Origin of the sequence: Pseudarthrobacter chlorophenolicus, from assembly GCF_000962805.1 — a bacterium.
GTDB lineage: Bacteria > Actinomycetota > Actinomycetes > Actinomycetales > Micrococcaceae > Arthrobacter > Arthrobacter chlorophenolicus_A.
In genome coordinates, this window is record NZ_JZTW01000006.1 from 158,238 (window position 1) to 184,728 (window position 26,491).

The 26,491-nt window shown below is 68.0% G+C and carries 27 protein-coding genes and 1 riboswitch; of the genes, 15 read left to right on the top strand and 12 right to left on the bottom strand.

Going from position 1 to position 26,491, the window contains the following annotated elements; all coding sequences use genetic code 11:
- The first annotated feature begins 207 nt into the window (after nucleotides 1-207).
- The 4 genes from UC32_RS08440 (at nucleotide 208) to UC32_RS08455 (ending at nucleotide 3,549) form a co-directional block, all read left to right on the top strand.
- Nucleotides 208-1,059 carry a DMP19 family protein gene (locus UC32_RS08440; protein WP_045730778.1) on the top strand — a complete coding sequence of 284 codons (852 nt, stop codon included), beginning with the start codon at nucleotides 208-210 and terminating at the stop codon, nucleotides 1,057-1,059.
- Between the two features lie 234 nt (nucleotides 1,060-1,293).
- Complete coding sequence (locus tag UC32_RS08445) at nucleotides 1,294-2,025, top strand: hypothetical protein (protein ID WP_045730779.1); 732 nt, start codon at nucleotides 1,294-1,296, stop codon at nucleotides 2,023-2,025.
- Nucleotides 2,026-2,168: 143 nt separating this feature from the next.
- Entirely contained in the window at nucleotides 2,169-2,747 is a 579-nt protein-coding gene (locus tag UC32_RS08450) for an RNA polymerase sigma factor (protein WP_045730780.1), read from the top strand.
- Complete coding sequence (locus UC32_RS08455; protein ID WP_045730781.1) at nucleotides 2,740-3,549, top strand: hypothetical protein; 810 nt, start codon at nucleotides 2,740-2,742, stop codon at nucleotides 3,547-3,549. The genes UC32_RS08450 and UC32_RS08455 overlap by 8 nt, the downstream gene beginning before the upstream one ends.
- A gap of 92 nt (nucleotides 3,550-3,641) precedes the next feature.
- Here UC32_RS08455 and UC32_RS08460 read toward each other — a convergent pair whose 3' ends face one another.
- Nucleotides 3,642-4,190 carry a COG4315 family predicted lipoprotein gene (locus tag UC32_RS08460; RefSeq protein ID WP_045730782.1) on the bottom strand — a complete coding sequence of 183 codons (549 nt, stop codon included), beginning with the start codon at nucleotides 4,188-4,190 and terminating at the stop codon, nucleotides 3,642-3,644.
- A 178-nt stretch (nucleotides 4,191-4,368) separates the two neighbouring features.
- On the opposite strand from UC32_RS08460, the gene UC32_RS08465 reads away from it, so the two are divergent.
- Both UC32_RS08465 and UC32_RS08470 read left to right on the top strand, forming a co-directional pair.
- Nucleotides 4,369-4,869: a sigma-70 family RNA polymerase sigma factor gene (locus tag UC32_RS08465; protein ID WP_045730783.1), complete on the top strand. Its 501-nt coding sequence runs from the start codon at nucleotides 4,369-4,371 to the stop codon at nucleotides 4,867-4,869.
- Nucleotides 4,866-5,609 carry an anti-sigma factor family protein gene (locus UC32_RS08470; protein ID WP_045730784.1) on the top strand — a complete coding sequence of 248 codons (744 nt, stop codon included), beginning with the start codon at nucleotides 4,866-4,868 and terminating at the stop codon, nucleotides 5,607-5,609. Before UC32_RS08465 ends, UC32_RS08470 begins: the two co-directional genes overlap by 4 nt.
- Here UC32_RS08470 and UC32_RS08475 read toward each other — a convergent pair.
- Nucleotides 5,606-6,094: an SRPBCC family protein gene (locus UC32_RS08475; protein ID WP_045730785.1), complete on the bottom strand. Its 489-nt coding sequence runs from the start codon at nucleotides 6,092-6,094 to the stop codon at nucleotides 5,606-5,608. The genes UC32_RS08470 and UC32_RS08475 overlap by 4 nt on opposite strands.
- 94 nt (nucleotides 6,095-6,188) lie before the next feature.
- Entirely contained in the window at nucleotides 6,189-7,064 is an 876-nt protein-coding gene (locus UC32_RS08480) for a DUF1206 domain-containing protein (RefSeq protein ID WP_045730786.1), read from the bottom strand.
- A 140-nt stretch (nucleotides 7,065-7,204) separates the two neighbouring features.
- Here UC32_RS08480 and UC32_RS08485 point away from each other — a divergent pair, with 140 nt between their 5' ends.
- Nucleotides 7,205-8,785, top strand: coding sequence for a fimbrial protein (locus tag UC32_RS08485; protein WP_045730787.1), 1,581 nt, complete (start codon nucleotides 7,205-7,207; stop codon nucleotides 8,783-8,785).
- Between the two features lie 4 nt (nucleotides 8,786-8,789).
- Nucleotides 8,790-9,236, top strand: coding sequence for a hypothetical protein (locus UC32_RS08490; RefSeq protein ID WP_045730788.1), 447 nt, complete (start codon nucleotides 8,790-8,792; stop codon nucleotides 9,234-9,236).
- Nucleotides 9,237-9,270: 34 nt separating this feature from the next.
- On the opposite strand, the gene trmB is transcribed toward UC32_RS08490, so the two are convergent.
- The gene (trmB, locus tag UC32_RS08495) at nucleotides 9,271-10,200 is read right to left on the bottom strand and encodes a tRNA (guanosine(46)-N7)-methyltransferase TrmB (protein WP_045730789.1); all 930 of its coding nucleotides are present in this window, start codon (nucleotides 10,198-10,200) and stop codon (nucleotides 9,271-9,273) included.
- 156 nt (nucleotides 10,201-10,356) lie between these two features.
- Nucleotides 10,357-10,737, bottom strand: coding sequence for a hypothetical protein (locus UC32_RS08500; protein WP_045730790.1), 381 nt, complete (start codon nucleotides 10,735-10,737; stop codon nucleotides 10,357-10,359).
- Nucleotides 10,738-10,954: 217 nt separating this feature from the next.
- Between UC32_RS08500 and UC32_RS08505 the strand changes: the two genes are divergently transcribed.
- On the top strand, nucleotides 10,955-12,286 hold the full coding sequence (locus UC32_RS08505; protein ID WP_235423625.1) for a CynX/NimT family MFS transporter: 1,332 nt from the start codon (nucleotides 10,955-10,957) through the stop codon (nucleotides 12,284-12,286).
- A 6-nt stretch (nucleotides 12,287-12,292) separates the two neighbouring features.
- Nucleotides 12,293-13,693: an MFS transporter gene (locus UC32_RS08510; protein WP_045730855.1), complete on the top strand. Its 1,401-nt coding sequence runs from the start codon at nucleotides 12,293-12,295 to the stop codon at nucleotides 13,691-13,693.
- A 77-nt stretch (nucleotides 13,694-13,770) separates the two neighbouring features.
- On the opposite strand, the gene UC32_RS08515 is transcribed toward UC32_RS08510, so the two are convergent.
- Nucleotides 13,771-14,502, bottom strand: a complete 732-nt coding sequence (locus UC32_RS08515; protein WP_045730791.1) for a class I SAM-dependent methyltransferase — start codon at nucleotides 14,500-14,502, stop codon at nucleotides 13,771-13,773.
- Between the two features lie 330 nt (nucleotides 14,503-14,832).
- Between UC32_RS08515 and UC32_RS08520 the strand changes: the two genes are divergently transcribed.
- Nucleotides 14,833-16,728, top strand: a complete 1,896-nt coding sequence (locus UC32_RS08520; RefSeq protein WP_045730792.1) for a DEAD/DEAH box helicase — start codon at nucleotides 14,833-14,835, stop codon at nucleotides 16,726-16,728.
- An 82-nt stretch (nucleotides 16,729-16,810) separates the two neighbouring features.
- On the opposite strand, the gene UC32_RS08525 is transcribed toward UC32_RS08520, so the two are convergent.
- Complete coding sequence (locus UC32_RS08525) at nucleotides 16,811-17,461, bottom strand: MBL fold metallo-hydrolase (protein ID WP_045730793.1); 651 nt, start codon at nucleotides 17,459-17,461, stop codon at nucleotides 16,811-16,813.
- Between the two features lie 83 nt (nucleotides 17,462-17,544).
- Entirely contained in the window at nucleotides 17,545-17,847 is a 303-nt protein-coding gene (locus UC32_RS08530) for a putative quinol monooxygenase (RefSeq protein WP_045730794.1), read from the bottom strand.
- A 299-nt stretch (nucleotides 17,848-18,146) separates the two neighbouring features.
- On the opposite strand from UC32_RS08530, the gene betT reads away from it, so the two are divergent.
- The 3 genes from betT to UC32_RS08545 are packed head-to-tail and all read left to right on the top strand — an operon-like array spanning nucleotide 18,147 to nucleotide 23,403.
- Nucleotides 18,147-20,321, top strand: coding sequence for a choline BCCT transporter BetT (gene betT / locus UC32_RS08535; protein WP_045730795.1), 2,175 nt, complete (start codon nucleotides 18,147-18,149; stop codon nucleotides 20,319-20,321).
- Nucleotides 20,318-21,817, top strand: a complete 1,500-nt coding sequence (locus tag UC32_RS08540) for an aldehyde dehydrogenase family protein (protein WP_045730796.1) — start codon at nucleotides 20,318-20,320, stop codon at nucleotides 21,815-21,817. Before betT ends, UC32_RS08540 begins: the two co-directional genes overlap by 4 nt.
- 2 nt (nucleotides 21,818-21,819) lie before the next feature.
- Nucleotides 21,820-23,403 (top strand): GMC family oxidoreductase, encoded by a 1,584-nt coding sequence (locus tag UC32_RS08545; protein WP_045730797.1) that lies wholly within the window; start codon nucleotides 21,820-21,822, stop codon nucleotides 23,401-23,403.
- 141 nt (nucleotides 23,404-23,544) lie between these two features.
- Here UC32_RS08545 and UC32_RS08550 read toward each other — a convergent pair whose 3' ends face one another.
- The 4 genes from UC32_RS08550 to UC32_RS08565 form a co-directional block, all read right to left on the bottom strand.
- Nucleotides 23,545-24,171: a nucleoside/nucleotide kinase family protein gene (locus tag UC32_RS08550; RefSeq protein WP_045730798.1), complete on the bottom strand. Its 627-nt coding sequence runs from the start codon at nucleotides 24,169-24,171 to the stop codon at nucleotides 23,545-23,547.
- Nucleotides 24,172-24,205: 34 nt separating this feature from the next.
- Entirely contained in the window at nucleotides 24,206-24,583 is a 378-nt protein-coding gene (locus UC32_RS08555; RefSeq protein WP_045730799.1) for a DMT family transporter, read from the bottom strand.
- Nucleotides 24,583-24,906 carry a DMT family transporter gene (locus UC32_RS08560; protein WP_015938641.1) on the bottom strand — a complete coding sequence of 108 codons (324 nt, stop codon included), beginning with the start codon at nucleotides 24,904-24,906 and terminating at the stop codon, nucleotides 24,583-24,585. The genes UC32_RS08555 and UC32_RS08560 overlap by 1 nt, the downstream gene beginning before the upstream one ends.
- A 9-nt stretch (nucleotides 24,907-24,915) precedes the next feature.
- Nucleotides 24,916-24,981, bottom strand: a riboswitch (guanidine-III (ykkC-III) riboswitch).
- A gap of 113 nt (nucleotides 24,982-25,094) precedes the next feature.
- On the bottom strand, nucleotides 25,095-25,685 hold the full coding sequence (locus UC32_RS08565) for a HutD/Ves family protein (protein WP_045730800.1): 591 nt from the start codon (nucleotides 25,683-25,685) through the stop codon (nucleotides 25,095-25,097).
- A 148-nt stretch (nucleotides 25,686-25,833) separates the two neighbouring features.
- Here UC32_RS08565 and UC32_RS08570 point away from each other — a divergent pair, with 148 nt between their 5' ends.
- Nucleotides 25,834-26,445: a phosphoribosylanthranilate isomerase gene (locus tag UC32_RS08570; RefSeq protein ID WP_045730801.1), complete on the top strand. Its 612-nt coding sequence runs from the start codon at nucleotides 25,834-25,836 to the stop codon at nucleotides 26,443-26,445.
- The last annotated feature ends 46 nt before the right edge of the window (nucleotides 26,446-26,491 follow it).

Consider the following 26,491-nt stretch of genomic DNA (forward strand, 5'->3'; position numbering starts at 1 on the left):
TACTTTCAGCAGCCCACGGAAGGGCCGGGTCCGTCGGGTGGTTATCTGATCCATCTTAGTTCGCCCGGCAGCCCGGCCGTGCCGCGGCCCCGGCACCTGCCTCCCATGAAAACTTCGCCTGACGTTCACGTCCCCCTCCACGGGGCGGCAGTTTTACGGACGTAGCGTGAAAAATGTCCGCAGCACCAGCCAGCAGTGAGGGATTCCATGATCACCACCCAGCAGCCCGCCGTCCTGACCAGCAGCAGCATCGAAGCAAGTGATGAGGAAGCAGTGGCGGCCAACGTCAGCGTGGTGGATGCCATGCACACGGCTCTCCTGGCTACTGACGAAATGTCGCCCGTTGCCGTCCGCAGCTACTACGTGGATTTCTACCTCACCCAGGCGCTGGAGGGCGGATTCGCGCAGTACGCTTTCATGTCCGTTGACCGCAACGAGACGGACACCCTCATCCGGGAGGGCATGGCCGGCATGGGTGCCACGGCGCACCTGGACCTGTTCAACCGTGCGGTGGAAACGTACGGGGACCTGTCCGACGAGGACGCGGAGCACTACCTGGACGGGCCGCTGGATGACGACGACGCGGTGCCGGCCGGGGTCCTGGCCATGGAAGAGCTCGACGGCGAGTTCGAGGAACTGCTGGAACGGGAGAACATCACCGCCCTCAACGCGGCGTGGCTGCGCGGCCAGGCGGACCTGCTGGTCCTCGACGACGAAGAGGTGGGCCCCTACATCCACCAGCTCGCCGCCCAGATCCCGGACCTGGCGGAGCGCCAGGCCAGGGCGGCCAAGGAGGCACTGGAGGACGCACCCGACTTCGAAATCATCATCCGTGAACTGTGCAGTATTGCCGGCTACGAGCTGGCCAGGATCACCATGGGCGACCCCAACTACGTGCACAACGGTGTGAAGACCCTCGCGTGGCACTTCAGTACCGACCACGGCGACTTCCTCATGGTCGAGGAGGACGACGAAGCCTTCATGATCAACCCCGAAACCCAGGAAACCGTGGCGGCCGTGGAGTTCGAAGAGGCTGAGGCCGGGCTGGTCGAAGCGTAGGCACCGTCCCGGTCTCTACGCCCGCTTGGTCCTGGAGGCCCGCCTTTGCTGCAACGGTGACAGCGAAGGCGGGCCTTTCCCGTACTCAGACTGCCGAAAGGCGCCCGGGAATCCGGGTTCTCAAAAAACTTTAACGGCACCCGTAACCTTTCCGGACCGCCCGGCGATGTAGGAGGTGATGGGCCCGCCCGGCGGGCCCGAATCACAAGTGTTGTCTACGTTTTGGAGTGTCTTATGTCGTTGTTCACCGTTCTCGCCAGCAGTAAAGTCGCCGCCGGAGTCCTGGCAGCAGGCACCCTGGCCGTAGGTGGAACCGGCGCGGCTGCCGCTTCCGGCGTCCTCCCCGCCGAAGCCCAGCAGACCGCCCACGAACTCTTCGGCGCTCCTGCCCCGAAGCTGGCCGCGGAGGTTGCCTCCGACGCCCTTGAAGGTACCGCCGGCGCCGCAGCCAAGACTGGTGCCGAAGACCTCAAGGCTGCAGCTGCTTCCACGGCGAAGGCAACCGCCTCCGCGGACGCAACTGCTTCCGCCGATGCCGACGCTGAGGTCAGCGAAGACGGCGTTGCTGCCAAGGGCTCCGCGTCCGCCGCCGCCAACTCGGCCGTTGACGCCGCGGGCGCCGCAGCAATCGGCCTGTGCACCGCCTTCACCCACGGTGGCCTTAACGCTGCCTCCGAGGGCTTCTCCTCGCTGAAGATCGCCGCTGAAGGCGAAGCCAACATCGAGGGCTACTGCGCCGACGTCACGGCCGACGCCGATGCCGCAGCGAAGGCTGCCGCATCAGCCAACGGTTCCGCCGCCGTCGACGCCCACCGTCCGGAACTCCCGGCCGTCCCCACCCTCCCTGCTGTTCCGGCCGTTCCCGCCGTCCCCGGCGTGGACGACGCCCCCAAGGTTCCGGCAGTGCCTGCAGTTCCCGCCATTCCGGGCAACAGCGTAGACGTGCCTTCCGTTTCCGCCCGCTAGCACCAGTTGGCTAGGGTGGACTGCGGGAACCGGCCTTTGCCGCCGGGCCCCGCAGTCCACCGCGGCTGGTAAGCCGCAGCCGGCCCAATGCGCCGGCAGCCTGCAGAACAAACCGGGAGAGGCGCGCGCACGCCGGGCCCGGAATGGAGGAGCCGCTGGTACTGGACACGTTGGCCCAAGCAGAAACCGAAGAATTCGAGAACACAGCCGGAGCAGATCCCGCTGTGTTGTTTGCTGCTGCCTACCGGTCCTTCGCCGGCCCGGTCCAGGGCTACCTCAAAGCGCGCGGCGTGGATGATCCCGAGGCTGTGGCCCAGGACGTCTTCCTCGCCTTCTACCCCAGGATCGAAAGCCTCACGGGCGGCCTGCAGGGCGCAAAATCACTGATCTTCTCCATAGCGCACGCCCGCATGGTGGACCACTACCGCCGGCTGGAGCGCAGGCCGCAGCTGACGCCCTACGATCCCCAGGACGACGCCCGGAGATCCCCGTCCGCGGAGGACCAGGCGGTGGAACTCACCGGAGGGGCGGCCGCCATGCTCGAAGGGCTGGCCGGCGAACACCAGGAAGTCCTGGCCCTCCGCATAGTGGCGGACCTGTCCATTGAACAGGTGGCCGCCATCATGGGCAAAAGCACCGGAGCCATCAAGCAGCTCCAGCGCCGGGCCCTCCAAAACCTCAAGGCACAGACGCTCAAAAGAAACCAGGCCAATCATGAGTGACACCGCAGGATCCCGCAGCGAAGGATTCGTTGACCAGCTGCTGCTCGAGGCAGACCTGGACGACGACGGCCAGCTCCGCCCAGCCCTTCTGCAGCTCCGCGCCCTGGGCGCCGACGTTCCCGAGCCCTCGGCCGCCGTCGCGGCGCTGCTCGAGCGTGCCCAGGCCACCGGGTCCAGTGAAACCGGTGCAGCAGCCCCTGCGGCCGCGGCTGAACCCGCCGCGGTGGATTCCCCTGCCGCCGCGGGCGATGACCTGCATGGCGCAACCGGCGCAACCGACTCACCCGGCGACGAGCTTGCCGCGCGGCGCCGGGCGAAGCGCCGTGCTGCCCTTACCGCCCTGGCCGTGGGCGTATCCCTGACCGCCGGCGGTGCTGTTGCTGCCGCATCCGATCAGGGCATCCGCGATTCGATCATCCACCTCAACCACGCCGTGACCTCCTTCGTCACGGGATCCGGGCCCGCCGGGCAACGGCCGGCGCCCGCAACCCCGGTACAACCGGCGGAACCGGCTGTACCTGCGCCGGCCGCACCGGTGAGCCCGGCCGCGGTGCCCACGGCACCTGCGCCGGTTGAGGCACCTGCCGGGCCGCCGGCGTCGGACGCTCCCGCCGTTCCGGAGGGCGTCCCGTCACCGGACGTGACACCGGGCAGGCCTGCGGGCATGCCCGCGCCCGGATCGTTGCCCACGGCCGTCCCCACGGAGGTCACGGACAGGCTGCCCCAGCGGCCGCAGGTGCCACTGCCGGAGGTGCCGCAGCTTCCGCTGCCCACCACGCTTCCGGCAGCCCCCCACCAATAGGCGCCTGCAGCCCGTCTCTGTGCCTGAGGCCTTGCGCCCGCGGACCTGTTCCCCAAACAGCTGTCCCCGCCAAGCCCACGGCCCGGCCAGCCCTAGTAGGCGGCGCCGCTGGCCGTCTGGATCATGCTGCCGGACGGGTCCGCCAGGTACCAGGCGTTGTTGACGCCCTGGCCCAGGACATCGCCGGGCTTGGCGTCCTTGGCGAAGTAGTACAGCGGCATTCCTTCAAGGGTGACCTGCTGCTTGCCGTCCGCCGTGGTGATGGTGCCCAGCTTCCCGGTCACGCCGTCGGCCGACGGTGTGGTGGACGTGGTGGTCAGCGGCGGCCACGCCTTCAGGCAGGCATCGGCGCATGCACTGGTCCCGGAGTCCTTGGTGTCCTTCGTGAAGAAATAGACGCTCATGCCCTTGGCGTCCACCACGATGGTGCCCGCACTGGAGGACGCCGTCTTGAGGTCGACGGCGGGACTCGCGGTACCGGTGGAGGTGGCCGACTGCGAAGCTGACGCAGCAGGCGTCGCCGGGGCGCTCGCCGTGCCGGCCGGAGTGGAAGCCGGCGGTGTTCCGCTGTTTCCGCCGCAGGCGGCCAGCGCAGCAGAGAGGGCCAGAATGGCGAAACCGGCACCCAAACGGGATTTCATGGTTGCTCCTTTGCTGGTGCCCGGCCTCGGATCACCGGACGCTAACCGGTATGACGCTGCCGGGTGAAGAATGGTTCAAGGCGGCGGCAAAACAGGGGAGGCCGGTGCGGTTGAACCATTTGCCCGGAAACGGCGTCTCAATGGGCAAACAGCGAATGAACGCGGGCAGGAGGATGGGATGTCGCTCGACGAGGACGCGGTGGAGTCCCTCTACCGCGAACACGGCACGGCGCTGCGCCGGTTCGTGCTCAGTGCCTCGCGGGACCCGCAGCTGGCCGAGGACGTGGTGCAGGAAACCGTGCTCCGGGTCTGGCAGCAGGCGCCCGATATCAACGGCAGCATCCGCAGCTATCTCTATCGGACGGCCAGGAACATCATGATCGACAACTACCGGCGCGCCCAGCGCCGCCCCGCCGAAACGCTGGAGGGCGAGCCCGCCCGCCAGGCCGGGGTCATGGAGCGCGTGGACGGCCTGCTGAACCGGGTGCTGATCGAGGAAGCCCTCCTGCGCCTCAGCAAGGAACACCGGGACGTCCTGGTTGCCCTGCACTACAGACGCTTCACGGTCAACGAGGCCGCCGCCCAGCTCAACATCCCCAGCGGCACCGTGAAGTCCCGTGCCTACTACGCCGTGCGGGCCCTGCGGACCATCCTGGACGAGATGGGGGTGGAACCATGACCCCGGACCCCCACCACCTGCTGGGGGCCTACCTGCTGGGCGGGCTCGACGCCGGAGACCGGGCGGCGTTCGAATCCCACCTTGGGCAATGCCGCGCCTGCCGGGACGAACTCGCCGGGCTGGAGACACTTCCCGCGTTGCTCGACGCCCTTCCCGTTCCGGACGCCCTTGCCCTCACTTCGGTGCCCGGTGCCACGGAACCGGATGCCACGGAGCCAGGTGCCGCGGATCCCTGGCCTGCGGCCGGACTGGCCGGCGCCCTGCCCACGGTCAACCCCGGCCCAGCTGCAGACCAGGTCCCTGCGCCGCAGCCGCTGCTGCACGAACTTGCGCGCCGGCGCCGGAAAGCACGACGGCGATGGGCGGCGCTCGCGGGCGCAGCCGCCGCTGCCTGCCTTGCGGTGGGCCTGGCCGTGGGGCCGCTGCTGGTGCGGGCGCCGCAGCCTGACGCCACGTACTCGGTGCAGTCCGGGGGTGGGCTGCAGTTCAGCATTGACCTGGCCCGGAAGACCTGGGGGACTGAGCTGGCGGTGAACGGCAGCAGCCTGCCGTCCGATGGCACGCTTTCGCTGTGGGTAAGGGACCGCGACGGCGGCGAGGACCGCGCCTGCGCCTGGACGGCCACGCCCAGCGGCCGGGTGAAGGTCACCGGCGCCACACCGATCCAGCTGGGCAGGATTTCCAGTGTGGAATTGCGGGACGGGACGCAGCAGGCGGTCGCCGTCATCACCGTTCCCTAGGCCGTGCGGCCGTGGTGCTCCCGGAACTCCGCCTGGAGGCCGGCGTCCTCGCAAGCCCGCGCGAACGCCTCGATCCTCTTCTCGATCTCCCGGCCCAGCAACCAGGTGCCGATCTTTTCCATCACGGGCCGCAACAGCGCCGGGCGACAGGAAAAGGTGTACTTCCAGACGGCCCGGGTGCCGCCGTCGTCCGCCGTGAAACGCCAGCCCCCGCCGAAGTTTTCAAAAAACCAGGGGCCGGCCACCATGGTCATTCCCACGTTCCGGGGCGGCGCGTAGGAGACGTACTCGCTGACCATCACCAGGCCCAGGCGGGACCGCGTCCGGGTCCTGACGCCTTTGCCGGCCTGGGCTGCACCGTCCAGGAAGCCCTGCGCGGAGATGAACGGGTCCCACTTCAGCCGGAAGGAACCCGTGGTCTGGGAGAAGGCGAACGCCGTCTCCGGGTCGGTGCGGATATGGCGTTCAGCGCGTACCTGGGGCATGGTCCAACCCTAGCGACACCCACAGCAACCCGGGCCGCGCCGGAACGGGTCGTGGCGGCGGCCATGCCCGGCCACCCCGGTCCGTCCCGCCGGCCTACTTGATCATCCGGGCCATCTTGGCCCGCACAATCATGTACACGCCGTAGCAAATCAGCCCTGCCCCCACCGCAGCCAGGAGGTAGATTCCCATGGGCTGGTCCCGCAGGCCGCGCAGGCCGCCGTCCAGGCCCGTGGACTGCTCCGGATGGGATTGCCACGCGGCAACCGCAATCAGCAGCCCGGTCAGCAACAGCACCGTCCCCTTGGCAACGTAGCCGGCGACGCCCAGCACCGAGACGGCGGTCCTGGCCGTTGAATTGCCGGGCAACACCAGGTGCTTTTCGAAGGATTTCCGCAGCCCGCGGATGGCATACACGACGCCGGTGACGGCGATGGCGGTCCCCAGCAGTACCAGCAGGGCGACGCCGCCCGGAGCCTTCATCAGCGAGAAGGTCAGGTCGCTGGCGGCCTTTCGGTTGTCTTCGTCAGATCCGGTGCCCATGGCAAAGGACATCAGTGTCAGGGCCAGGCCGGCGAACACCACTGCCTGCGCTGCGGCCTTGGCCTTGTTGGCGGCCTTCTGCTTGGCGGGGAGGTGGGTGTAGTCAAAGATGGCATCGCTGGCCTGCCAGATGGCCAGGGCTGCGCAGGCGGCGAAGCTGGCCCACAGCAGGAACGGCCCGGCCGGCTGGGTGGCCATCTCGGCAACGGCCCCGCTGAAGTCCGCGCTGCCGGTGCCACCGGTGGCGAGGCGGATGGCTATGGCACCCACCAGGAGGTGCAGTATGCCGCTGGCCGCGAATCCCGCCCTGGCCAGCACTTCCAGTGCCCGTGAGTTGGTGACGGTTTCGGCCGCATCAGCGGCCTGCTTCAGTTCTCTTTTGATGGCAGTTCCTTTGTGCGTGCGCCGGACGGCGGCGCTGTGGTTCACCAGTGTGCGTGCCCCACACAAGGTAATCGTGCCACGCCGGTCCGGATCATGGGGAGGGATCCCCATCGCCCCGGTCCGGTGGTTGTGCAACCATAAGCTTCAGCGATTCACACTCACCGCGAACCACCGGGGGAAACACCATGACTTTTTACGGCGCTGACGTCAGCCAGCTGCGGGCGCTGGCCAAGGCAGTGGACCAGGCCGCCTCCCTGCTGAGCAGCCGGGCAGGTTCGCTTCAGGGCCAGATCCAGTCCGCGCCGTGGAAAGGGGCCGACGGCGCCCGCTTCCGCCAGGACTGGAGCTCCAGCCACCGGCCCAACCTGGAAAAGGTGGTCTCCAGCCTGCGGGCCAACTCCAAGATCCTGATGAAGCACGCGGACGAGCAGGAGAAGTCTTCCAACTCCTCCGGCGGAGGCGGCGGGGGCGGCACCTGGGACCGGATCAAATCCCTGGCAGGGCAGGCGCGGGACTGGCTGCAGGAACAGGCAGCAGCCGCCGCGGCCGCGGCCGAACACCGCAAGGAACTGGAGTCCGGCCTGGACCGGATGCTCAACGCCAGCCCCGAGGAGCAGGCCAAATGGTGGGCAAGCCTGTCCGAGGCTGACCGGAAGTACCTGATCGAGGGTGAAGGCGAGGACGGTCCCTTCGCCAAGGACCTTATGCGCATGGACGGCGGCATTCCCGAGTCCGCCCAGCAGCAGGCCAAGGAACACCTGCAGGAACTGGCCAAGGCGGACATTCCGGTTTACACGGAGACCGGCAAAGCCTCCATCGAGGCCCGCGTCGCCTGGGTTCACGGCGGTGCCGAAGTGGGCACCGAGGTGGTGGAGAACGCGGACGGTTCCGCCACCATGAAGGTCTACGGAAACATGGGCCTGGGCGTCAACGACACCTCGGGCACGGCCGGCGTCACCCTGAGCGGCGAGGTCTCGCGGGAGTACAAGTTCGGCAGCGTGGAGGAAGCCATGGCTGCGCGGGCCCAGATGTACCGGGACCTGCCGCCGGACAGCATCGGCGACATCAAGGACGTCGCCGGCAACCCGCCCGGCTACGTCCTGGACACCATCAACGATGCCGCCGGAGACAACGGCTCAACCGGCCAGACGGACAAGGCCAAGGGCACGCTGTCCCTCGAGGCAGAGGGCGAGAGCGGGGCAGCCTCCGGGTCAGCCAAGCTGGACCTCTCCTACGAACGGAACCTCACGGACGGCACGGCCACCGCCAGTGGCGAAGTGTCCGCCCAGGGCAAGCTCAACCTGGACGGACGGACCTTCGAGGCATCCGGCAAGGGCGGCCTGCAGGTCAACATGGACAAGGGCAACAACATCGATTCCGTTACGGTCTCGATGGAAGGCACCGTGGCGCAGGGCGTCACCGAGGGCACCGACGTGAAGGCAGCCAAGGTGGAATCCTCCGTGTCCGCCGGTACCCAGGGCACAGTGAAGATCAACGTGGACTACACCCCGGAGAACCGGGCCGTGGTGGACAGCTACCTGCGCAACGTGGCCCTCGGCAACGACTACGGTGCGGCGCGTGACGCCGCCAAGCTGTACGAGGCCGGCTCGGCCACCGTCCAGGTCAACAGCGTAGTGACCGCCTCCAACGAGGCCGGCTTCGACGTGAAGCTGGGCGAGGTGGAGGTCAAGACCGAGAGTTCGGCCACCACCAACGTGTCCACGTACTATAAGGTCCCCAACGACACCAAGCTCGAGAGGCTCTGAACCCATGTCAGTGCACATCGAATCCCCGCTGGGGTTTACCGCAGACTTCCCTGAGTACACCCAGGTCCTGGATGATTCCAGCGCCGGTCCCAACACCGAGCAGTACGGCCTGCTGGGCGGAGTCCTGGTCACCGTCATCAAGGACGACAACTCCGTGCAGGACGCGCCGCAGGCCACGGGCTGGGCGCACCTGATGGCAGGGTTCTACCTGGAAGAGCGCGGCGGAACCCTGCTGGCTGAAGGGGAGCTCGGACTGCCGGGCAAGTCCGCGTACGCCGTGGTGGCTGGCTACAGCGACGCCCAGGGCTCACCCAAGGTGGCTGCGACGGTCGGCGTGCTGGAAAACGGCCGGTTCATCGGCGTCGTGGTGATCTGGCCCTACACCAGCCCCGAAGCGGAGCCCCGCCTGGACCTGCTGAAAGACGTCGTCTCCGCCATCAGCGTCAGCTGAATTCTCCAGCCGGAGTGGTTGCCGCGCCCGGCTGTCAGGCCTGGCGCCTGCGGTAGCAAAGATCGAAGATCAGGCGGCCGGCTTCGTGGGCTTTCGCCTCGAAACTGGTCCTGATCCTGCCTTCGAACCGGGGAGCCCAGCCGCCGGTCTCATCCACGCCCTCGTTGGGGCCGGTGTGGCCGGTGCTGACCGGCGCCCGGCCCTCACGGACGGGAGCACCGCCCACCACGGATTCGACGCCGGACTGCCACACCTGCGTCAGCGGGCTCTCCGGTCCGCGGCGCTCGCCCGTGTGCAGGTTCTCGAAGTCCGCGGACCCCGCCATCACGTCGCGGACGTGGATGGCGTAGTTGGACCAGTCCGTGGCAATCCGGAACAGTCCGCCGGGCTTCAGGGCACGGGAGGCCAGCCCCGCGAACTCGGGCTGGATGAGCCGGCGCTTATGGTGCCGGGACTTGTGCCACGGGTCCGGGAAGAAGACCCAGAGTTCGTCGACGGAGCCTTCGGGCAGCATGGTGGCCAGCACCTCGGGGGCGTTGGCCTCCACCACGCGGACGTTGGTCAGTCCCCGGCCGTTGATCTTGATGATGGTGTTGGCCAGGCCGGGCGTGTAGACCTCGACAGCCAGGAAATCCGTGTCCGGGTTCTGTTCGGCGGCATGGCAGATGGCATCGCCCAGGCCCGAGCCGATTTCCACAACCAGCGGCGCCTTGCGGCCAAACTCAGCCTCGGCGTCGAACGTGTAGTCCGGGTGGACCGACGTGTTGGCGACGTGCCGGGGGACGTCCACGGCCCACCGTTCTGCGTGCTCCTCCCAGGCTGCCTGGCGCCGGCCCTGGAGTCGGGTGCCGCGGCGCACGAAGCTGACTGGCCGTCCACCATAGGTGCCGAAGGACGCCTGCGTTCCGGGCGTCACCGGCCTGGGGACGTGCGGCTGCTGGGGGTTTTCGGGGGAATCGCTCATCCTTCCCAGAATACCGGAGCAACGCCGGCCGCCTCCGGGCCGCGCGCCTCCGCCCCACCTACCCGGGCCCCGCTATTGGCCGGCCTCGCCGGCCGCCCGGCCCCGCCACTCGCCGGTGGCCGGATGGACCCGCGAACCCGGATGGAACCTGCGGGATCAGTAGAACAGCATGGGCACATACCTCAGCGAGAGGACCAGGGCGATCACGAAGAGGACGCCGGACACACAGAGTGATGCCACCGCCAGCCCCCAACCGCCCGACCGGCCGGTGGACTTCCTGATGACGGATACAGCCAACGGGACTGACACGAGCCAGCAGCTCAGCGGCAGGCTCAGGAACACCAGCGGCGCCACCCAGGGCGCATGCGGCGGGCCTTCGTCCGGGTAGGTCATCAGCACCGCGATAAACGCCAAAGGACTTGAAATGTAGAGTGTGGCCGGTGCGACGATGGCCAGTACCAGGCTGGCGATGGCCTTGGCGGAAACCCGCTGTCCGGGGACGGGCGGAGTGGACTCTTGAAGGGGCTGCGCGCTCATGTTCTCCCTGCTGGGCCGGATCGGCCGGTAGTTGGCAGCGGACGGGGTGGAGGACTTCGTTTGGCAGTGGTCCGCGTCTCCAAACTAGGAAACCGCCTGCCGTGCCAAAAGCCACCGGCTCCCGTATGTGGATAACTTCCGGGTGCGGGGTTGGCAGCGGAGGGTTGCGGGAGCCCGGGCGGGGACCCGCAAGCGCCGGTGCTGCAAGAATGGGCGGGTGACGGAAGCGACGAATGCCGGGGCAATGAAGCGGCGGCAGCAGGACGGGCCACAGGAACCGGGGGAACTGAGCCCAAGGAAGCGCCCAGGCGGCAGCAGCCTGGTTGATGCCGAGACCGACGAGACGCCCGCCGCCGCACCCACCCGGGTAGGGAACCGCAGGCAGCTGGCCTATTTGGGACTGTGCCTGGTGCTGATCGGGCTGAACCTCCGGACCGTCTTCTCCAGTTTCTCGGCGGTGCTTCCCGAGGTTACGGCGCAGGCATCCCTGCCCGGGTGGGCCATCGTGGTGCTCACGACGGTGCCGGTCACGTTACTGGGGGTGTTCGCGCCGCTGGCCCCGGTGCTGGCGCGGAGGTTCGGCGCAGAACGTGTGCTGCTCGGTGCCATGGCCGTGCTGACCGCAGGGCTGCTGCTGCGTCCGGCAGACCCCGGGATTCCCGGCGGCCACCTGACGGGCCTCCTCGCCGGGACGGCGGCGTGCGGTGCGGCCATCGCCCTGTGCAACGTCTTGCTTCCCGGCCTGGTCAAACGCGACTTCCCGCACCGGCTGGGCCTGATGGGCGGGCTGTATACCACGGCCATCTGTGCCTCGGCCGCGTTGGGGGCCGGCTTCACCTTCCCCGTCTACGCGGCAGCGGGGGAGTGGACTGTGGCGCTGTGGTTCTGGGCGCTGCCGGCCGCCGTCGTGCTTCTTCTCTTCTTCCCGGTGGCCCTGCGCCAACATCCAGCCCGTCATCAGGCTGTCAGGGACGGCGTGAACGTGTGGCGTTCAGCGGTGGCCTGGCAGGTCACCATCTTCATGGTGCTGCAGGCCATGATGTCCTTCAGCGTCTTCGCCTGGCTGGCCCCCATCCTGCGTGAACGCGGCGTGGACGGGGCCACTGCCGGGCTGATCGTCTCGGTGAGCATCATCCTGCAGATGCTGGGTTCGTTGTTCGCTCCCGCCCTGGCGGCACGGTTCCGGGACCAGCGGGCCATTAACACGGTGGTGGCCCTGATGACGGGCGGGGGCTTCGCGCTGAGCATCTTCGGGCCGCTGGACCTGGTCTGGGTGTGGGCAGGCCTGCTGGGGCTGGGGCAAGGCAGCCTCACCGCGGTGGCCCTCACCATGATCATGCTCCGCACCCGCGACGGGCACACCGCCGCGCACCTGTCCGGCATGATGCAGGGCGTCGGGTACGGCCTGGGCTCCACCGGCACCCTGCTGGTGGGGCAACTGCATCAGGGAACAGGGTCCTTTGCCGCCGCCGGCAACATGTTCCTGGCGGTGGGGCTGCTGGCCGCCGTTTTTGGCTACCGTGCCGGCCGCAACCGGTACGTGGGGTAGGTGGCTGTGCGCGACTCCACCCTTCCCGCAACAGAGCCCACCGCCGGCATCCTGCAGCGGCCCTACCTGTGGGTCACGGTGGGGACCTGCGCCCTGGTGTTCCTGGCTGCCTTCGAATCGCTGGCGGTCACCACCATCATGCCGCTGGTCAGCCGCGAACTGGACGGCGGAAGCCTCTACGCCCTCGCCTTCGCCGGCCCCCTGGCCACGGGGGTAATCGGCAATGTGGCCGCCGGCAACTGGTCCGACCGCCGCGGCCCCACCGTACCCCTCTACGCCTCCGTGGCCCTGTTCGTAGCTGGCCTCCTGATCGCGGGCACGGCCGTGTCCATGCCAATGCTCGTGGCCGGCAGGCTGGTCCAGGGCCTCGGCGGCGGCGCCCTGACAGTGGCGCTCTACGTCCTGGTGGCGCGGATTTTTCCAGGTGCGCTCCACCCCAAGATCTTCGCGGCATTCTCGGCGGCCTGGGTGATCCCCTCGCTCATTGGCCCGTTTGCCGCCGGCATCGTGGCCCAGGTCTTCAGCTGGCACTGGGTCTTCCTGGGCGTCGTGGTCCTCGTCATTCCGGCTCTGCTCATGATCGCCCCGGTGCTGAAGGGGATGGACCGGCCGGGGGCTGCGTCACCTGCAGCGCCCTGGGCCATCGGCCGGCTGGGCTGGGCGGCGCTCGCCGCCGTCGCGGTGCTGGGACTGAACCTGTCTGCCGAGGTCCGGATCCAGGGCTTTCCGGCCGCCACCGCGGTCCTGGCCGTCGCCGCCGTCGCACTTGCCCTTGCGGCCGTCCGGCCACTGGTTCCCCGCGGCACCCTCCTCGCCCGGCGCGGGCTGCCGAGCGTCATCCTGGCCCGCGGACTGGCGTCAGCCTCGTTCTTCGGCGCCGAGGTATACCTGCCGTACCTGCTGATCGAGCAGTATGGCTTCTCGCCCACCTTCGCCGGACTCACCCTGACCGGCGGCGCGCTGGCGTGGGCGGGTGCCGCGGCCGTCCAGGGCCGGCTGGGCGATCGACTGTCCCATCGCGGCGCGGTCCGCACCGGAGCGTTCATGGTCCTCGGCGCCGTGATCCTTGCGTTGGCCACCACCGCGCTGCACTGGCCCGCCGCCGTCGCGATCGTGGGCTGGATCTTCGCCGGCGGCGGCATGGGCCTGCTTTATCCGCGGCTCAGCGTGATGACCCTGGCGCTGTCCACGAAAGACAACGAGGGCTTCAACTCCTCGGCCATGTCCATCTCCGACTCCCTTGGCGGGGCGCTGGCCCTGGCCACCACGGGCATCGTCTTCACGGCGTTCACGACGACGGCGGCCTCCTTCGCCGGGGTCTTCACCTTCGCGGCAGTGATCGGCGTAGCCGCGGCGGCGGTGGCGCCGCGGGTCGCCTCCCCCACCCCTGAGTTTTTGGGCAGATAACGGGACTTCGGGGGGCCGGAAGTCCCGTTATCTGCCCAAAAACTCTTACGGGGAGGCGGAGGGGGAGAGGCAGCCGGTCAGCGGAGCCGGGTGGCCCGCAGCACGACGTCCGCGATGGTGGCCTGCTGGCCCTCCGGCCCTGTGACCGGGCGCTCCCGGCTGGTCAGCACTTCCACCTGCCAGCCAGGCTCCTCCAGGGACAGTTCCCGGACCAGGTCCTCGCCCTTGTAGAACATGTCCCCGTGGTGGTGCCCGCCGCCCCACGGCGGCAGCCGGTCCGGGTGGTGGCCAACCACCAGGAGCGTCCCGCCGGGTTTCACCGCCGCTGCTGCGGTCCGCAGCGGAAGCCGCCAGTCGAGATCCTCGGAGTGCAGGAACTGTGAGGTCACCAGGTCGAAGGCGCCTTCAGGCTGCCACCGCTCCAGGTCGGCCTGCTGCCACCTGATGCGGCTGGCCGGCGCACCATCCGCAGCATGCACGCTTTCGCGGGCGAACACTGCTTTATCGTGGGACTGCGCCCGTTCCAGGGCAACCGCCGAGACGTCGACGGCGGTGACCGTCCAGCCGTGATGGGCCAGCCAGATGGCGTCGGCACCTTCGCCGCAGCCCAGTTCCAGCGCCTGTCCCGGCTTCAGGCCGCCGGCCTCGCGGACCAGCTGCGGATTCGGGTTGCCGCTCCACAACTGGGTCTTGGTGCGGTACCGCTCGTCCCATGCCGTGGCCGGGTCGATGGCTGCCCTGGTGACGTCCCCTCCGCTGGAGGTGCCGTCGTCGTGCGTTTCATGGTGGTGCGCCGCGTGTTCGCTCATGCCTCAACCCTGCCTTGTGCCTTGCGGAGTGGCAACGCCTGGCGGGGCCCCGGGTGCACTGCCACGAAAACGCCGGTGGCGCCGGGATGCTAGAATAGTGGAACTTGATGTGCAGTGATGCCCTGGTAACCCTTCATTTAGGGGACGGGGCTTTTTTCATGTGAGAGGCACATCCTGCGTCGATGAACGCGTTCCATTTGGTCCCGGCCGCCGTCCTGAAAACGGCAGCGTGCCGGTTTGACCACCTGACTTTTCTTCGGCGAACCCCTGTGCCAACCGGCGCACGGGGCCGATATCCGCACGGATACCGCCAGAAAGACCTTTGAGTTTATGACTACTTTTGCTGCCCTTGGCACGCCCAAAGCACTCGCCGAAACCCTTGCCGCGCAGGGAATCGAGTCTCCGTTCCCCATCCAGGTCAAGACCCTCCCGGACACCCTGTCCGGCCGTGACGTCCTGGGCCGCGGCCGTACCGGCTCCGGCAAGACCATCGCCTTCGCCATCCCGCTGGTGGCCCGCCTGGCCGAGCGCGAAGCCGCGTACTTCCGCAAGCCCGGCCGCCCCATGGGCCTGGTGCTGGCGCCCACCCGTGAACTGGCCACCCAGATTAACGCCACCATCGAGCCGCTGGCCAAGGCCGCCGGCCTGAACACCACCGTGATCTACGGCGGTATCTCCCAGGCCCGCCAGGAGAAGGCGCTGCGCGCCGGCGTCGACATCGTCATCGCCTGCCCCGGCCGCCTGGAGGACCTGATCCGCCAGCGCATCCTCAGCCTCGAAGCCGTGGAAATCACCGTCCTCGACGAGGCCGACCACATGGCGGACCTCGGCTTCCTGCCTGTGGTCAAGAAGCTCATGGACATGACCCCCAGCCAGGGCCAGCGCCTGCTCTTCTCCGCCACCCTGGATAACGGCGTGGACAAGATCGTCCAGCGTTACCTGTCCAACCCGCTGACCCACTCCGTGGATGATCCGCAGGCCGCGGTGACCACCATGGAACACCATGTGCTGGTGGTCAACGACCAGACCGTGAAGAAGCAGCTGATCGTGGAGCTTGCCTCCGGTGCCGGCCGCCGCGTGCTCTTCATGCGCACCAAGCACCACGCCCGCAAGCTGGCCAAGACCCTCACCGACGCCGGGATCCCCGCCGTCGACCTGCACGGCAACCTCTCGCAGAACGCCCGCGACCGCAACCTCGCCGAGTTCTCCAACGGTGACGTGCGCGTGCTGGTGGCCACCGACGTCGCTGCCCGCGGTGTGCACGTGGACGACGTCGAACTGGTCATCCACGTGGATCCGCCCACCGAGCACAAGGCGTACCTGCACCGCTCGGGCCGTACCGCCCGCGCCGGTTCCGACGGAACCGTGGTGACGCTGACCCTGCCGGAGCAGCAGACGGACGTGAAGAAGCTGATGAAGGCCGCCGGCGTTGAGGTCACCTTTGAGCGCGTCACCGCGAACTCCCCGATCGTGGGCGAACTGACCGGTGAGATCGCCGACAAGGTTGACCCCCGCACCCGGGCCGCGCTGCTGGCTGCGAAAGCTCCCCAGCAGGGAGGCGGCAAGTCCACCGGTGCGAACGCCGAGCGCAAGCGGGCCCGCCGCCAGGCGTCTCCGTCGGCCGGGGGCCGTGGTGGACGCGGCGGCAGGGGCAAGGTCTCCGCCGAACCCACCCGCACTGACGTTCCCCGTGCCCAGCGCCGGGCCGCAGCCTTCGAAGGCCGCACTGAGGCCCGGGCCGCCGTCGACGCCGTGCGGGAGCAGAACGAGGACCGCGCAGTGGCGGCAGCAGCTGCCCGGCGCAATGCCCGCGGCCGTGGCACCGCCAGCACCCACCGCAACGACGTCCCCGCAGCAGGCGGCCGCGCAGCTGCCGGGCGCGGTTCGGACGGACGTTCTTCGGATGGCCGCACCGATTCACGCATTACCCGCAGCGAGGCGCCCCGCGGCGGATCCGGCCGTCCTGCGTCGGGCGGCGGGCAGCGCAGTGGACGCCCGGCTACCGGCCAGCGTGCAGCAGCCGGCGCGTCCGGCGGCCGTGGCCAGCGTTCCGCCGGAGCAGCCGGTGGCGGTTCCAAGGCAGTCTGGTCCTCCAACACCGGTGGCACCTCGGGTGGTTCCTACAGCGCCGGCAACGGCGGCTCGGGCAACGGTTCCGGCCGTCCGGCGCGCAGCGGTCCCCGCCGCGCGTCCGCGCCTGCGTCGAACGAGCGCCGCGGCCGCTAACCCCCGCCAGCTCTAAAAACTACAGCGGTGGTTGAGCTTGTCGAAACCCGGTTTCGACAAGCTCAACCACCGCTTTTTTGGTTTACCAGCCGCGGGCGCGCCATTCCTCCAGGTGCGGCCGCTCGGCGCCCAGGGTGGTGGGCTTGCCATGGCCGGGATGGACGACGGCGGTGTCCGGGTAGGGGCCGAACAGCCGCTCGGTGACGTCGTCCAGGAGTTGGGCGAACCGTTCAGGGTCTTTCTGGGTGTTGCCCACGCCGCCCGGGAACAGTGAGTCGCCGGAGAAGATGTGCGCCGGCCCTTCAGGGTCCTCGTACACGAACGCGATGGAACCCGGTGTGTGGCCGCGCAGGTGCACCGCCGTCACGTCGAACCCGTCGAAGTTGCCTACGTCGCCGTGGCTTAGCCGCACGTCCACCGGAACGGGCAGCGCGTCGGCGTCGTCCGTTCCCGCCGCGGTGCGCGCACTCGTGGCGTCCACCAGTTCCTTCAGCGCCCGAACGTGGTCCCAGTGCTGGTGCGTGGTGGCGATCAGCGCCAGCTTCGGTTCAGCTTTGGTGTCCGCGGCTCCGTCAGCGATGAGCTGCCGGATGGCCGGGAGGTCGTCGGCGGCGTCGATCAGCAGTTGGGCGCCGCTCTCCTTCGCCGTCAGCAGGTAGACGTTGTTGTCCATCTCGCTGACGGAGATGCTGCGGATGGTCAGTGCCGGCAGGTCGTACAGAAGTGAGTCCATAGGCTTCAGTCTAGGGACGCCCGGTGCCCGGGCTCCGGCGCCCGTGCTCCGGCGCCCGTGCTGCCTTGCAGCCGTTGCTGGCGTTAAAGACCCAGCGGCAGGGTTTCGGAGTAGACCTGCTTGGAGGGCGGTCCGGCCAGGATCTCACCCAGGGAGCTTTTGCCCTCCGGAGTGGTGCGCCACGCGGCGTAGTCGTCGTGGTCCTGCGTGGTGGCCCAGGTTTCCACCACCAGGATGTGGCAGGGATCGGCGTCGTCAACCAGCGCCTCGATGCCCTGGTTACCGGGCCAGGCGCGGGTGGCGGCGAGCGTTTCGGCCAGGTACTTCGCGGCCTCATCCCGGCGGGCGGGATCGATCCGGACCTCAAAATGGACAATGGCGGGCATGGTGCTCCTTGGCTTGTGGGAGTAGGGCCGGTCCAGCCAACCCTACTGCCTGCAACCACAGCCGTGACCGCATTCTTCCCCCGCGAACACCGGTGCAACCCCGCCATTGCAGCCGTTGGCCGCATCACGGGCCGCCGTGACCGGATTCATAAAAGTCTGCCCTTCAGTGGACGCGTTGATAGCGTCGAAAGCCAAGCCAGACTCAATGCGACGCCCGGCCTGATCTTCATTCGGTGTGCCCTGAGCGGCACCGTACGCCCGGCGTCTGGACCGCAGCCTCAAAACTGGAACGGGATCTGATGAGCCAGAATGCAGTACCGCCCGTGGACACCACGGGTCCTGAGAAAGAAGAACGAAAGCCGCCCGCGAACGGCGGAAACACCAACCACAGCGCCGGCCCGGCGGCCAAAACCCGGGTCAACAAGACAGTCTTTTTGGGCTCCGCCACGGGAGTGGTGGCTATTGCCCTGTGGGCCATCGTGGCCAAGGACAACGCGGAGGCGGTCATCGGGGCCATGGTGGGCTGGGTGTCCACCAACATGGGCTGGTACTACTTCATGATCGTCACCGCGGTAGTTATTTTCGTCCTGGTGGCCGCCTTGTCCCGGGTAGGCAAGACGAAGCTCGGGCCGGACCACTCCAAACCACAGTTCGGCATGTTCACCTGGGCGGCGATGCTGTTTGCCGCCGGCATCGGCATCGACCTGATGTTCTTCTCCGTTTCTGAACCGGTCAGCCAGTACCTGGCCCCGCCGCAGGGCGAGGGCGGAACCGCGGAGGCCGCCCGCCAGGCCCTGGTGTGGACGCTGTTCCACTACGGCATCACAGGCTGGGCGCTGTATGCCCTTATGGGGCTCGCGCTGGGCTACTTCTCCTACCGGCACAACCTGCCGCTCAGCATCCGCTCCGCCCTCTACCCCATATTTGGCAAGAAAATAGAGGGGCCGGTGGGGCACGCGGTGGACATCGCGGCGCTCCTTGGCACCATCTTCGGGATCGCCACTTCGCTGGGCATCGGCGTCGTCCAGCTCAACTACGGGCTGAACTTCATGTTCGGCATTCCGGAGAACCTGGCCGTGCAGATCGGCCTGATCGTCCTGTCCGTGGTGATGGCCACCGTGTCCGTGGTCTCGGGCGTCGAGAAGGGCATCCGTCGGCTCTCCGAACTCAACGTGATCCTGGCCGTAGCCCTGATGCTTTTCGTCCTGGCCACCGGTAAGACCAGCTTCCTGCTGGACGGGATCGCCCAGAACATCGGCGACGTCATGAGCCGGTTCCCCGCCATGACCCTGGATACCTTCGCCTATGACCGGCCCACGGACTGGATGAACGCCTGGACCCTGTTCTTCTGGGCCTGGTGGATTGCCTGGGCGCCGTTCGTCGGGCTGTTCCTGGCCCGCATTTCCCGCGGCCGCACCATCCGCCAGTTCGTCCTGGGCACCATGACCGTGCCCTTCATCTTCATCGTGCTGTGGATCTCCATCTTCGGAAACTCCAGCCTTGACCTGATCATGAACGGCAATGCGGCGTTCGGCGAGGCGGCCATGAGCCACCCGGAACGCGGCTTCTACAGCCTGCTGGAACAGTTCCCCGCCGTACCCGTCACCGCCGCAGTGGCCACGTTCACCGGGTTGCTCTTCTACGTGACCTCGGCCGATTCCGGCGCCCTGGTGATGTCCAACTTCACCTCACACCTCAAGGACGCCGATTCCGACGGCCCCGAGTGGATGCGCGTCTTCTGGGCCGTGGCCACCGGCCTGCTGACCCTGGCCATGCTGACGGTGGGCGGCGTACCCACCCTGCAGAACGCCACCATCATCATGGGACTGCCGCTCTCGCTGCTGCTGGTACTGATCATGCTGGGGCTCTACAAGGCGCTGCGGGTGGAGAACTCACTCAATGACAGCTACCGCGCCAGCCTGCCCGGCATCATCACCGGAAGGTCCCTGGACCAGCGCGGCGGACGGACCTGGCGGCAGCGGCTCACCCGCGCCATGAGCTACCCGGGCCGCAAACAGACAACCCGCTTTGCCGAAACCGTGGCGCTGCCGGCGCTGAAGGACGTCGAGGCGGAGCTCAAGTCCCAGGGCGCCGAGACGTCGCTGACGGTAGCCACGGTGGAGCCCTGCGGCATCCAGAGCATCGACCTGCAACTGGCAATGGGGGAAGAGCGGGCGTTCAAGTACCAGATATACCCGGTCCAGTACGAGACACCCAGCTACGCCACCCGACGCGCCGATCCGGAAGACCGCTACTACCGGATGGAGGTGTTCTCGCAGGAAGGCAGCCACGGCTACGACCTCATGGGATACACCCGGGAACAGGTCATCACCGATGTCCTGGACCACTACGAGCAGCACCTTGAATTCCTGCACCTGAACCGTGCAGCACCTGGAAATACCGTCCTGGTCGAGGACCAGGTGGCTAAAGACAATTGGGAATCAGATTTCGACATGCAGGAGGAAACGAAATGAGCGCCTCAACGCTATTCATCGGCGGCACGTGGACCGGAGCGTCCGACGGCGGCACACGGGACATTCACTGCCCGGCGGACGGCGAGCTGGTGGGCACCGTCGCCGAGGGGACGGCTGACGACGCCGGCCGGGCGGTGCTGGCCGCACGCGCTGCCTTCGAAGGCGGCGAGTGGTCCGGGAAGTCTCCGCTGGAGCGCGGCTCTTTCCTGCTCAAGGTGGCCGCCCGGCTGCGCGACCGCAAGGCCGAGTTTGCCCGCGCCGAAACGCTGGACACGGGCAAGCGCCTGGTGGAAAGCGAGATCGATATGGACGACATCGCCAACTGCTTCGAATACTTCGGCAAGCTGGCCGGGCAGGAATCCGGCCGCCTGGTGGATGCCGGCAGCCCCACGGTGGTCAGCCGCATCGAGTACGAGCCGGTGGGCGTCTGCTCCCTGATCGCGCCCTGGAACTACCCGCTGCTGCAGGCGGCGTGGAAGATCGCCCCGGCGCTGGCGGCCGGCTGCAGCTTCGTCCTCAAGCCCAGCGAACTGACGCCGCACACGTCCATCCTGATGATGGAAGTCCTCCAGGAGCTGGGACTGCCCGACGGCGTGGCCAACCTGGTCCTGGGCGACGGTAAAACCGTGGGCTCCGTCCTTTCCAGCCACGCGGACGTGGATCTGGTTTCCTTCACCGGCGGACTCGAAACCGGCAAGGTGATTGCTGCCTCGGCGGCCGGCTCGGTCAAGAAGGTTGCCCTGGAACTGGGCGGCAAGAACCCCAACATCGTCTTCGCGGACGCTGATTTCGACGCCGCCCTGGACAACGCCCTCAACGCGGCGTTCGTCCACTCCGGCCAGGTCTGCTCCGCAGGCGCCCGCCTGATCGTGGAGGAAACCATTGCGGAGAAGTTCGTCGACGAGCTGGTGCGCCGTGCAGGCCAGATCCGCCTGGGCGGCCCGTTCGACCCCGACGCCGAAACCGGCCCGCTGATTTCCGCAGCCCACCGCGACAAGGTCACCGCCTACGTGGACAAGGGCGTCGCAGAGGGCGCCCGCCTGCGCTGCGGCGGCGCCTGGGGAACAGGGGACCTGGAAAAGGGCTTCTACTACCTGCCCACCGTCCTGGACCAGGTCACCAGCGGAATGTCCGTCCTGGTGGACGAGGCATTCGGGCCCGTGGTGACGGTGGAAACCTTCACCAGCGAGGGCGAGGCCGTGAAGCTCGGCAACGACACCCACTACGGCCTGGCCGGGGCTGTCTGGTCACAGGACGCCGGTAAATCCCAGCGGGTGGCCCGGGCCCTCCGCCACGGCACCATCTGGATCAACGATTTCCACCCCTACCTGCCGCAGGCGGAATGGGGCGGCTTCGGGCAGTCCGGCGTCGGCCGTGAACTGGGCCCCACCGGCCTGGCCGAGTACCAGGAAGCCAAGCACGTCTACCAGAACATCGATCCGCAGGTCACCGGCTGGTTCGCGGACCACGCCGCCGCACCCGCAGGGAGGAACTGATTATGAGCGCAGCAGCAAAAACAGACTTCGACTACATCGTGATCGGCGGCGGCTCCGCCGGAGCGGCAGTGGCTTCCCGCCTCAGCGAAGATCCCTCGCTGGAAGTTGCCCTGGTGGAAGCCGGCCCGGACGACCGGGACCTGCCCGAGATCCTGCAGCTGGACCGCTGGATGGAGCTGCTGGAATCCGGCTACGACTGGGACTACCCCATCGAAGAGCAGGAGAACGGCAACTCCTTCATGCGCCATGCCCGCGCCAAGGTGATGGGCGGCTGCTCCAGCCACAACTCCTGCATCGCCTTCTGGGCGCCCCGCGAGGACATTGACGAGTGGGAGCAGAAGTTCGGCGCCACCGGCTGGACCTCGGACCTGGCCTACCGCCTGTACAAGCAGCTGGAAACCAATGAGGACGCCGGTCCGGACGCACCGCACCACGGCGACTCCGGACCGGTGCACCTGATGAACGTCCCGGCGTCGGACCCCACGGGCCGGGCCATGCTGGAAGCCTGCGAACAGGCCGGAATTCCCAAGGCGCACTTCAACACCGGCGACACGGTGATCAACGGTGCCGGCTTCTTCCAGATCAACCGCCGCGCGGACGGCACCAGGTCCTCCAGCTCGGTGTCCTACATCCACCCCATCATGGACCGGAAGAACTTCACCCTGCTGACCGGCCTGCGCGCGAAGGAACTTACGTTCGACGACGCCAACCGCTGCACCGGGGTGGCCGTGGTGGACAACGCCTTCGCCAAGACCCACCAGCTCACCGCCCGTGCCGAGGTGGTGGTGTCCACCGGCGCCATCGATTCGCCCAAGCTGCTGATGCTCTCCGGCATCGGCCCGGCGGCGCAGCTGGAGGAATTCGGCATCCCAGTCCGGGTGGATTCACCGGGCGTGGGCGAGCACCTGCAGGACCACCCCGAGGGCGTCATCCAGTGGGAGGCCAAGCAGCCCATGACGCAGACGTCCACCCAGTGGTGGGAGGCCGGCATCTTCACCACCACCGAGGACGGCCTGGACCGCCCTGACCTGATGTTCCACTACGGGTCCGTACCGTTCGACATGCACACCCTGCGCCGGGGCTTCCCCACCACGGAGAACGGCTTCTGCCTCACGCCCAACGTGACGCACGCCCGCAGCCGGGGGACAGTGAAGCTGCGCAGCAAGGACTTCCGCGACAAGCCCAAGGTGGACCCCCGCTACTTCACCGATCCCGAAGGGCACGATATGCGCGTGATGGTGGCCGGCATCCGGAAAGCCCGTGAGATCGCAGCCCAGCCTGCGCTGTCCGAGTGGGTGGGAACCGAGCTGTACCCGGGGGCCGATATCCAGAGCGACGAGCAGATCACCGAGTACATCCGCCAGACCCACAACACCGTCTACCACCCGGCGGGGACGGTCCGGATGGGTGCAACAGGGGACCGGATGTCGCCGCTGGATCCTGAACTGCGGGTCAAGGGCGTCACAGGCCTCCGCGTGGCGGACGCGTCCGTCATGCCGGAGCTGACCACCGTCAACCCGAACATCACCACCATGATGATCGGCGAACGGTGCGCCGAACTGGTCCGGGCGGACCGCACAGCCTGACCCTCAGCTGAAACTCCCCACCTTTGGCGGTGGGGGGATGGCACGTACGACGGCGTGTTCCCGGGACACGCCGTCGTCACGCCGCAAAGGTGGGGAAACTCAGCGGGCACTGCCCGGCTGTCCGCGTGGAGACGGGGCCGGTCAGAGCCAGGGAATGATGCTGCTGGCATCGTGGCGGGTGGACCGGATCAGGGCCGCATTGGCCTCGTCCGGCCCGTTGGCCCACGCGTCAGCGGCGTCGGGCGCCATCCCGAATGAGACGTGCCGGGCCACCAGCCGGCTGATCCGCAGCTCGTGGGGCGTCTCCAGGAACCACACCTCGTCGAGTTGCGCCCGGATCTCCTTCCACGGCTCCTGATCGGCCAGCAGGTAGTTGCCCTCAGTGATCACCAGCGGAACGTCGGCCGGCACAGCGATCGACGCCGCCACCGGCTCGTCCAGGGTGCGCCGGAATTCCGGGGCGTAAACCACTGCCTCATCCCGTGCCGCCAGGCGGCGGAGCAGCGAAAGGTACCCGCCGGCGTCGAACGTGTCCATGGCGCCTTTCCGATCCCGCAGCGGTGTGCCGTCGATGATGGCGTTCCCCAGGTGGAAGCCGTCCATGGGCACCACCACTGCCGTTCCGGCGCCGAACTCCTCCTGGAGCCGGGCGGCAAGGGTGGATTTTCCGGAACCGGGCGCCCCGGCGATGCCCAGGATGGTGCGGGTTCCCGGGTCCAGCCGGCGCCGGAGCGCGTCAACAGCTTGGTCGAGCTCAGGGGAGTCCATGGCAAAAGCCTAAAGGCTGTGGCCAGGCAGCACGTCAGGTGTTGGCGGGTTCGGATGGCGCGGGCGCCGGCTGTGTCTTCCCGGTGGGCAGTGCCTTCAGTCCGGCTGCGCAGCCGACGATTCCGGCAATGAATAGCAGCTTCAGCACGCTGAAGGGTTCAACGCCGGTGGCCATCGCCCAGCCAACTGTCAGGGCGGCCCCGATGCCCACCCAGATGGCGTACGCGGTGCCCAGCGGGATGGACCGGATGGCCAGGCCCAGGCCCAGCATGCTGAGCGTGGCGGTGACCAGGAAGACCACCGTGGGCAGCGGTTTGCTGAAACCGTCGGACAGGCCGAGGGCGGTGGCCCAGACTGCTTCGAGGACGGCTGAGGCCAGGAGCACCAGCCACGGAGCTGAACGCTTCAACATCACGCCACCACCTTCAGGCCAACCACGCACGCGGCGATGCCGGTCAGCAGGAGCAGCCGCGCCGCCGTCGGGCGTTCAACCTTGCTGGCCATCGCGTAAGCGGATGTCAGGACCACGCCGACGCCCACCCACACCGCGTAGGCGGTGCCGGTGGGGATGGTTTGCATGGCAAGGGCCAGGCCGCCGGTGCTGGCGGCGACGGAGACTAAAAAGAGTATGGAGGGGGCGATGCGGCGTTTGCCGGATGCCTGCGCTGCGCGGTGCAGGGCGGCGGCCCAGACTGCTTCGAGCGCCCCGGAGAGAACCAGGATTAACCACGACATGACAGATCCTTTGGCCAGTCTTGTCGCGTGCCGGGTACTGAACCGTCGTCCGGAGGCTCGGGTGCGGAGCCTTGGTTTCCAACATAGCAACGCCCGACGCCGGCTGGCCAGCCTTGGTGCCCAAGGTCACCACACGGTTTGCGGAGCCAGAGTGCGCCGCCTGCGGCTTCCGGTGCGTTGGCGTCGCGTCAGTCCGCTGCGGGATCGATGGACACCACGGCCAGGAACCCGCGGCCGGTAACCTCCGGCGTGGCGTCATCGGATCCCACCACGGCGTCGTAGCGCGCAAGCTCGGCCGAGCCGCCGGCTCCGTCACCCACCGTGGCCTGCCCCTGCAAGAGGACGGCGACCTGCCCGGCAAACACCGGGTGGGCGCGCTTCTTCGAAATTTCGATCACGGATGCGTAGCCCTTGAACGCGTCGGACCGGGTGATCACATTGAGGTTCCGGATATCTCCGGTGGGGAGCGCGGCAATAGTTGGGGCGCCGCCGTCGAACCGGAACGGCCGGTACTTCTCCACGGGACGTTCGGAGCCGTCCACGCTGAGCAGCAGCAGGTCGCCCTCCACCACAGTGAGCACACGCTCACAGCCCGGGAACGCTGAGAAGTCGCCGGCCTTGGTGACATCGGCGAGGCTGATCCGCCAGCCCCAACTGTCGGGCCGGCCTGCCGGGGCATCCGCCGGTTGGTCTGCCGGGCCGCTGAGGATTTCGCGCGTGGTGCCGCCGCCGTTGCGCCATGGTTTGGCCTTGAGTTCTGCGAAGCGGATGATCTGCATCTGCCCAGCCTAGTTCTCGGCCAGGGGTGACCGGTCCCGCCATCCGGGCAGGTGCGGTGGGTTACGTGGGCACGCATCGCAGGTTGGACCCGTCCCTGTTACTCTCCTGCGGGGGGTCAACACGAAAACAGCCTGAAGGAGCCCGGGAATGTTCGTCAAAGTGTGTGGTCTCAGCACGTCTGAATCCGTCCGTGAAGCGGTGGATGCCGGGGCGGATGCGGTGGGATTCGTCCTGACCGCCAGCCCGCGGGTGGTTTCACCGGGCCAGGTCGCCACCTTGCTGGCGGACGTGCCGGCAACGGTTTCCCCCATCGCTGTTTTTCGCCATGAGCCTGTGGCCGACGCCATTGCCATTGCCCGCGCCGCGGGGCTGCAGTGGATCCAGCTGCACGGCGAGCGCACCCGCGCGGATGTTGCCACAGTGCACGACGCCGGCATGAAGCTGGTCAGGGCCGTCACCGTTGGTGCCGGGCCGGATGAGTTGGAGGACTGGGGCGAAGACCTCCTCCTGATCGATGCCGCCGTGCCCGGCTCCGGTGAGAGCTGGGACTACGCGTCCATGGCGGATCTCCCGGTCCTGAAGGGCCGCCAGTGGTTGCTCGCCGGCGGGCTGGACGCAGCCAACGTCCGTGACGCTTCCGTGGCGGCCCACGCCTGGGGCGTGGACGTGTCCTCCGGCGTGGAGGCATCCCGCGGCGTCAAGGACCTGGCAAAGATCCGGTCCTTCGTGGGTGCGGCAAAGGCCGGCGCGAAAGTCTAGGACTGCCCCCGTAAACCCTGTGTTCGGGCGTTGTCAGCCAGGCCAT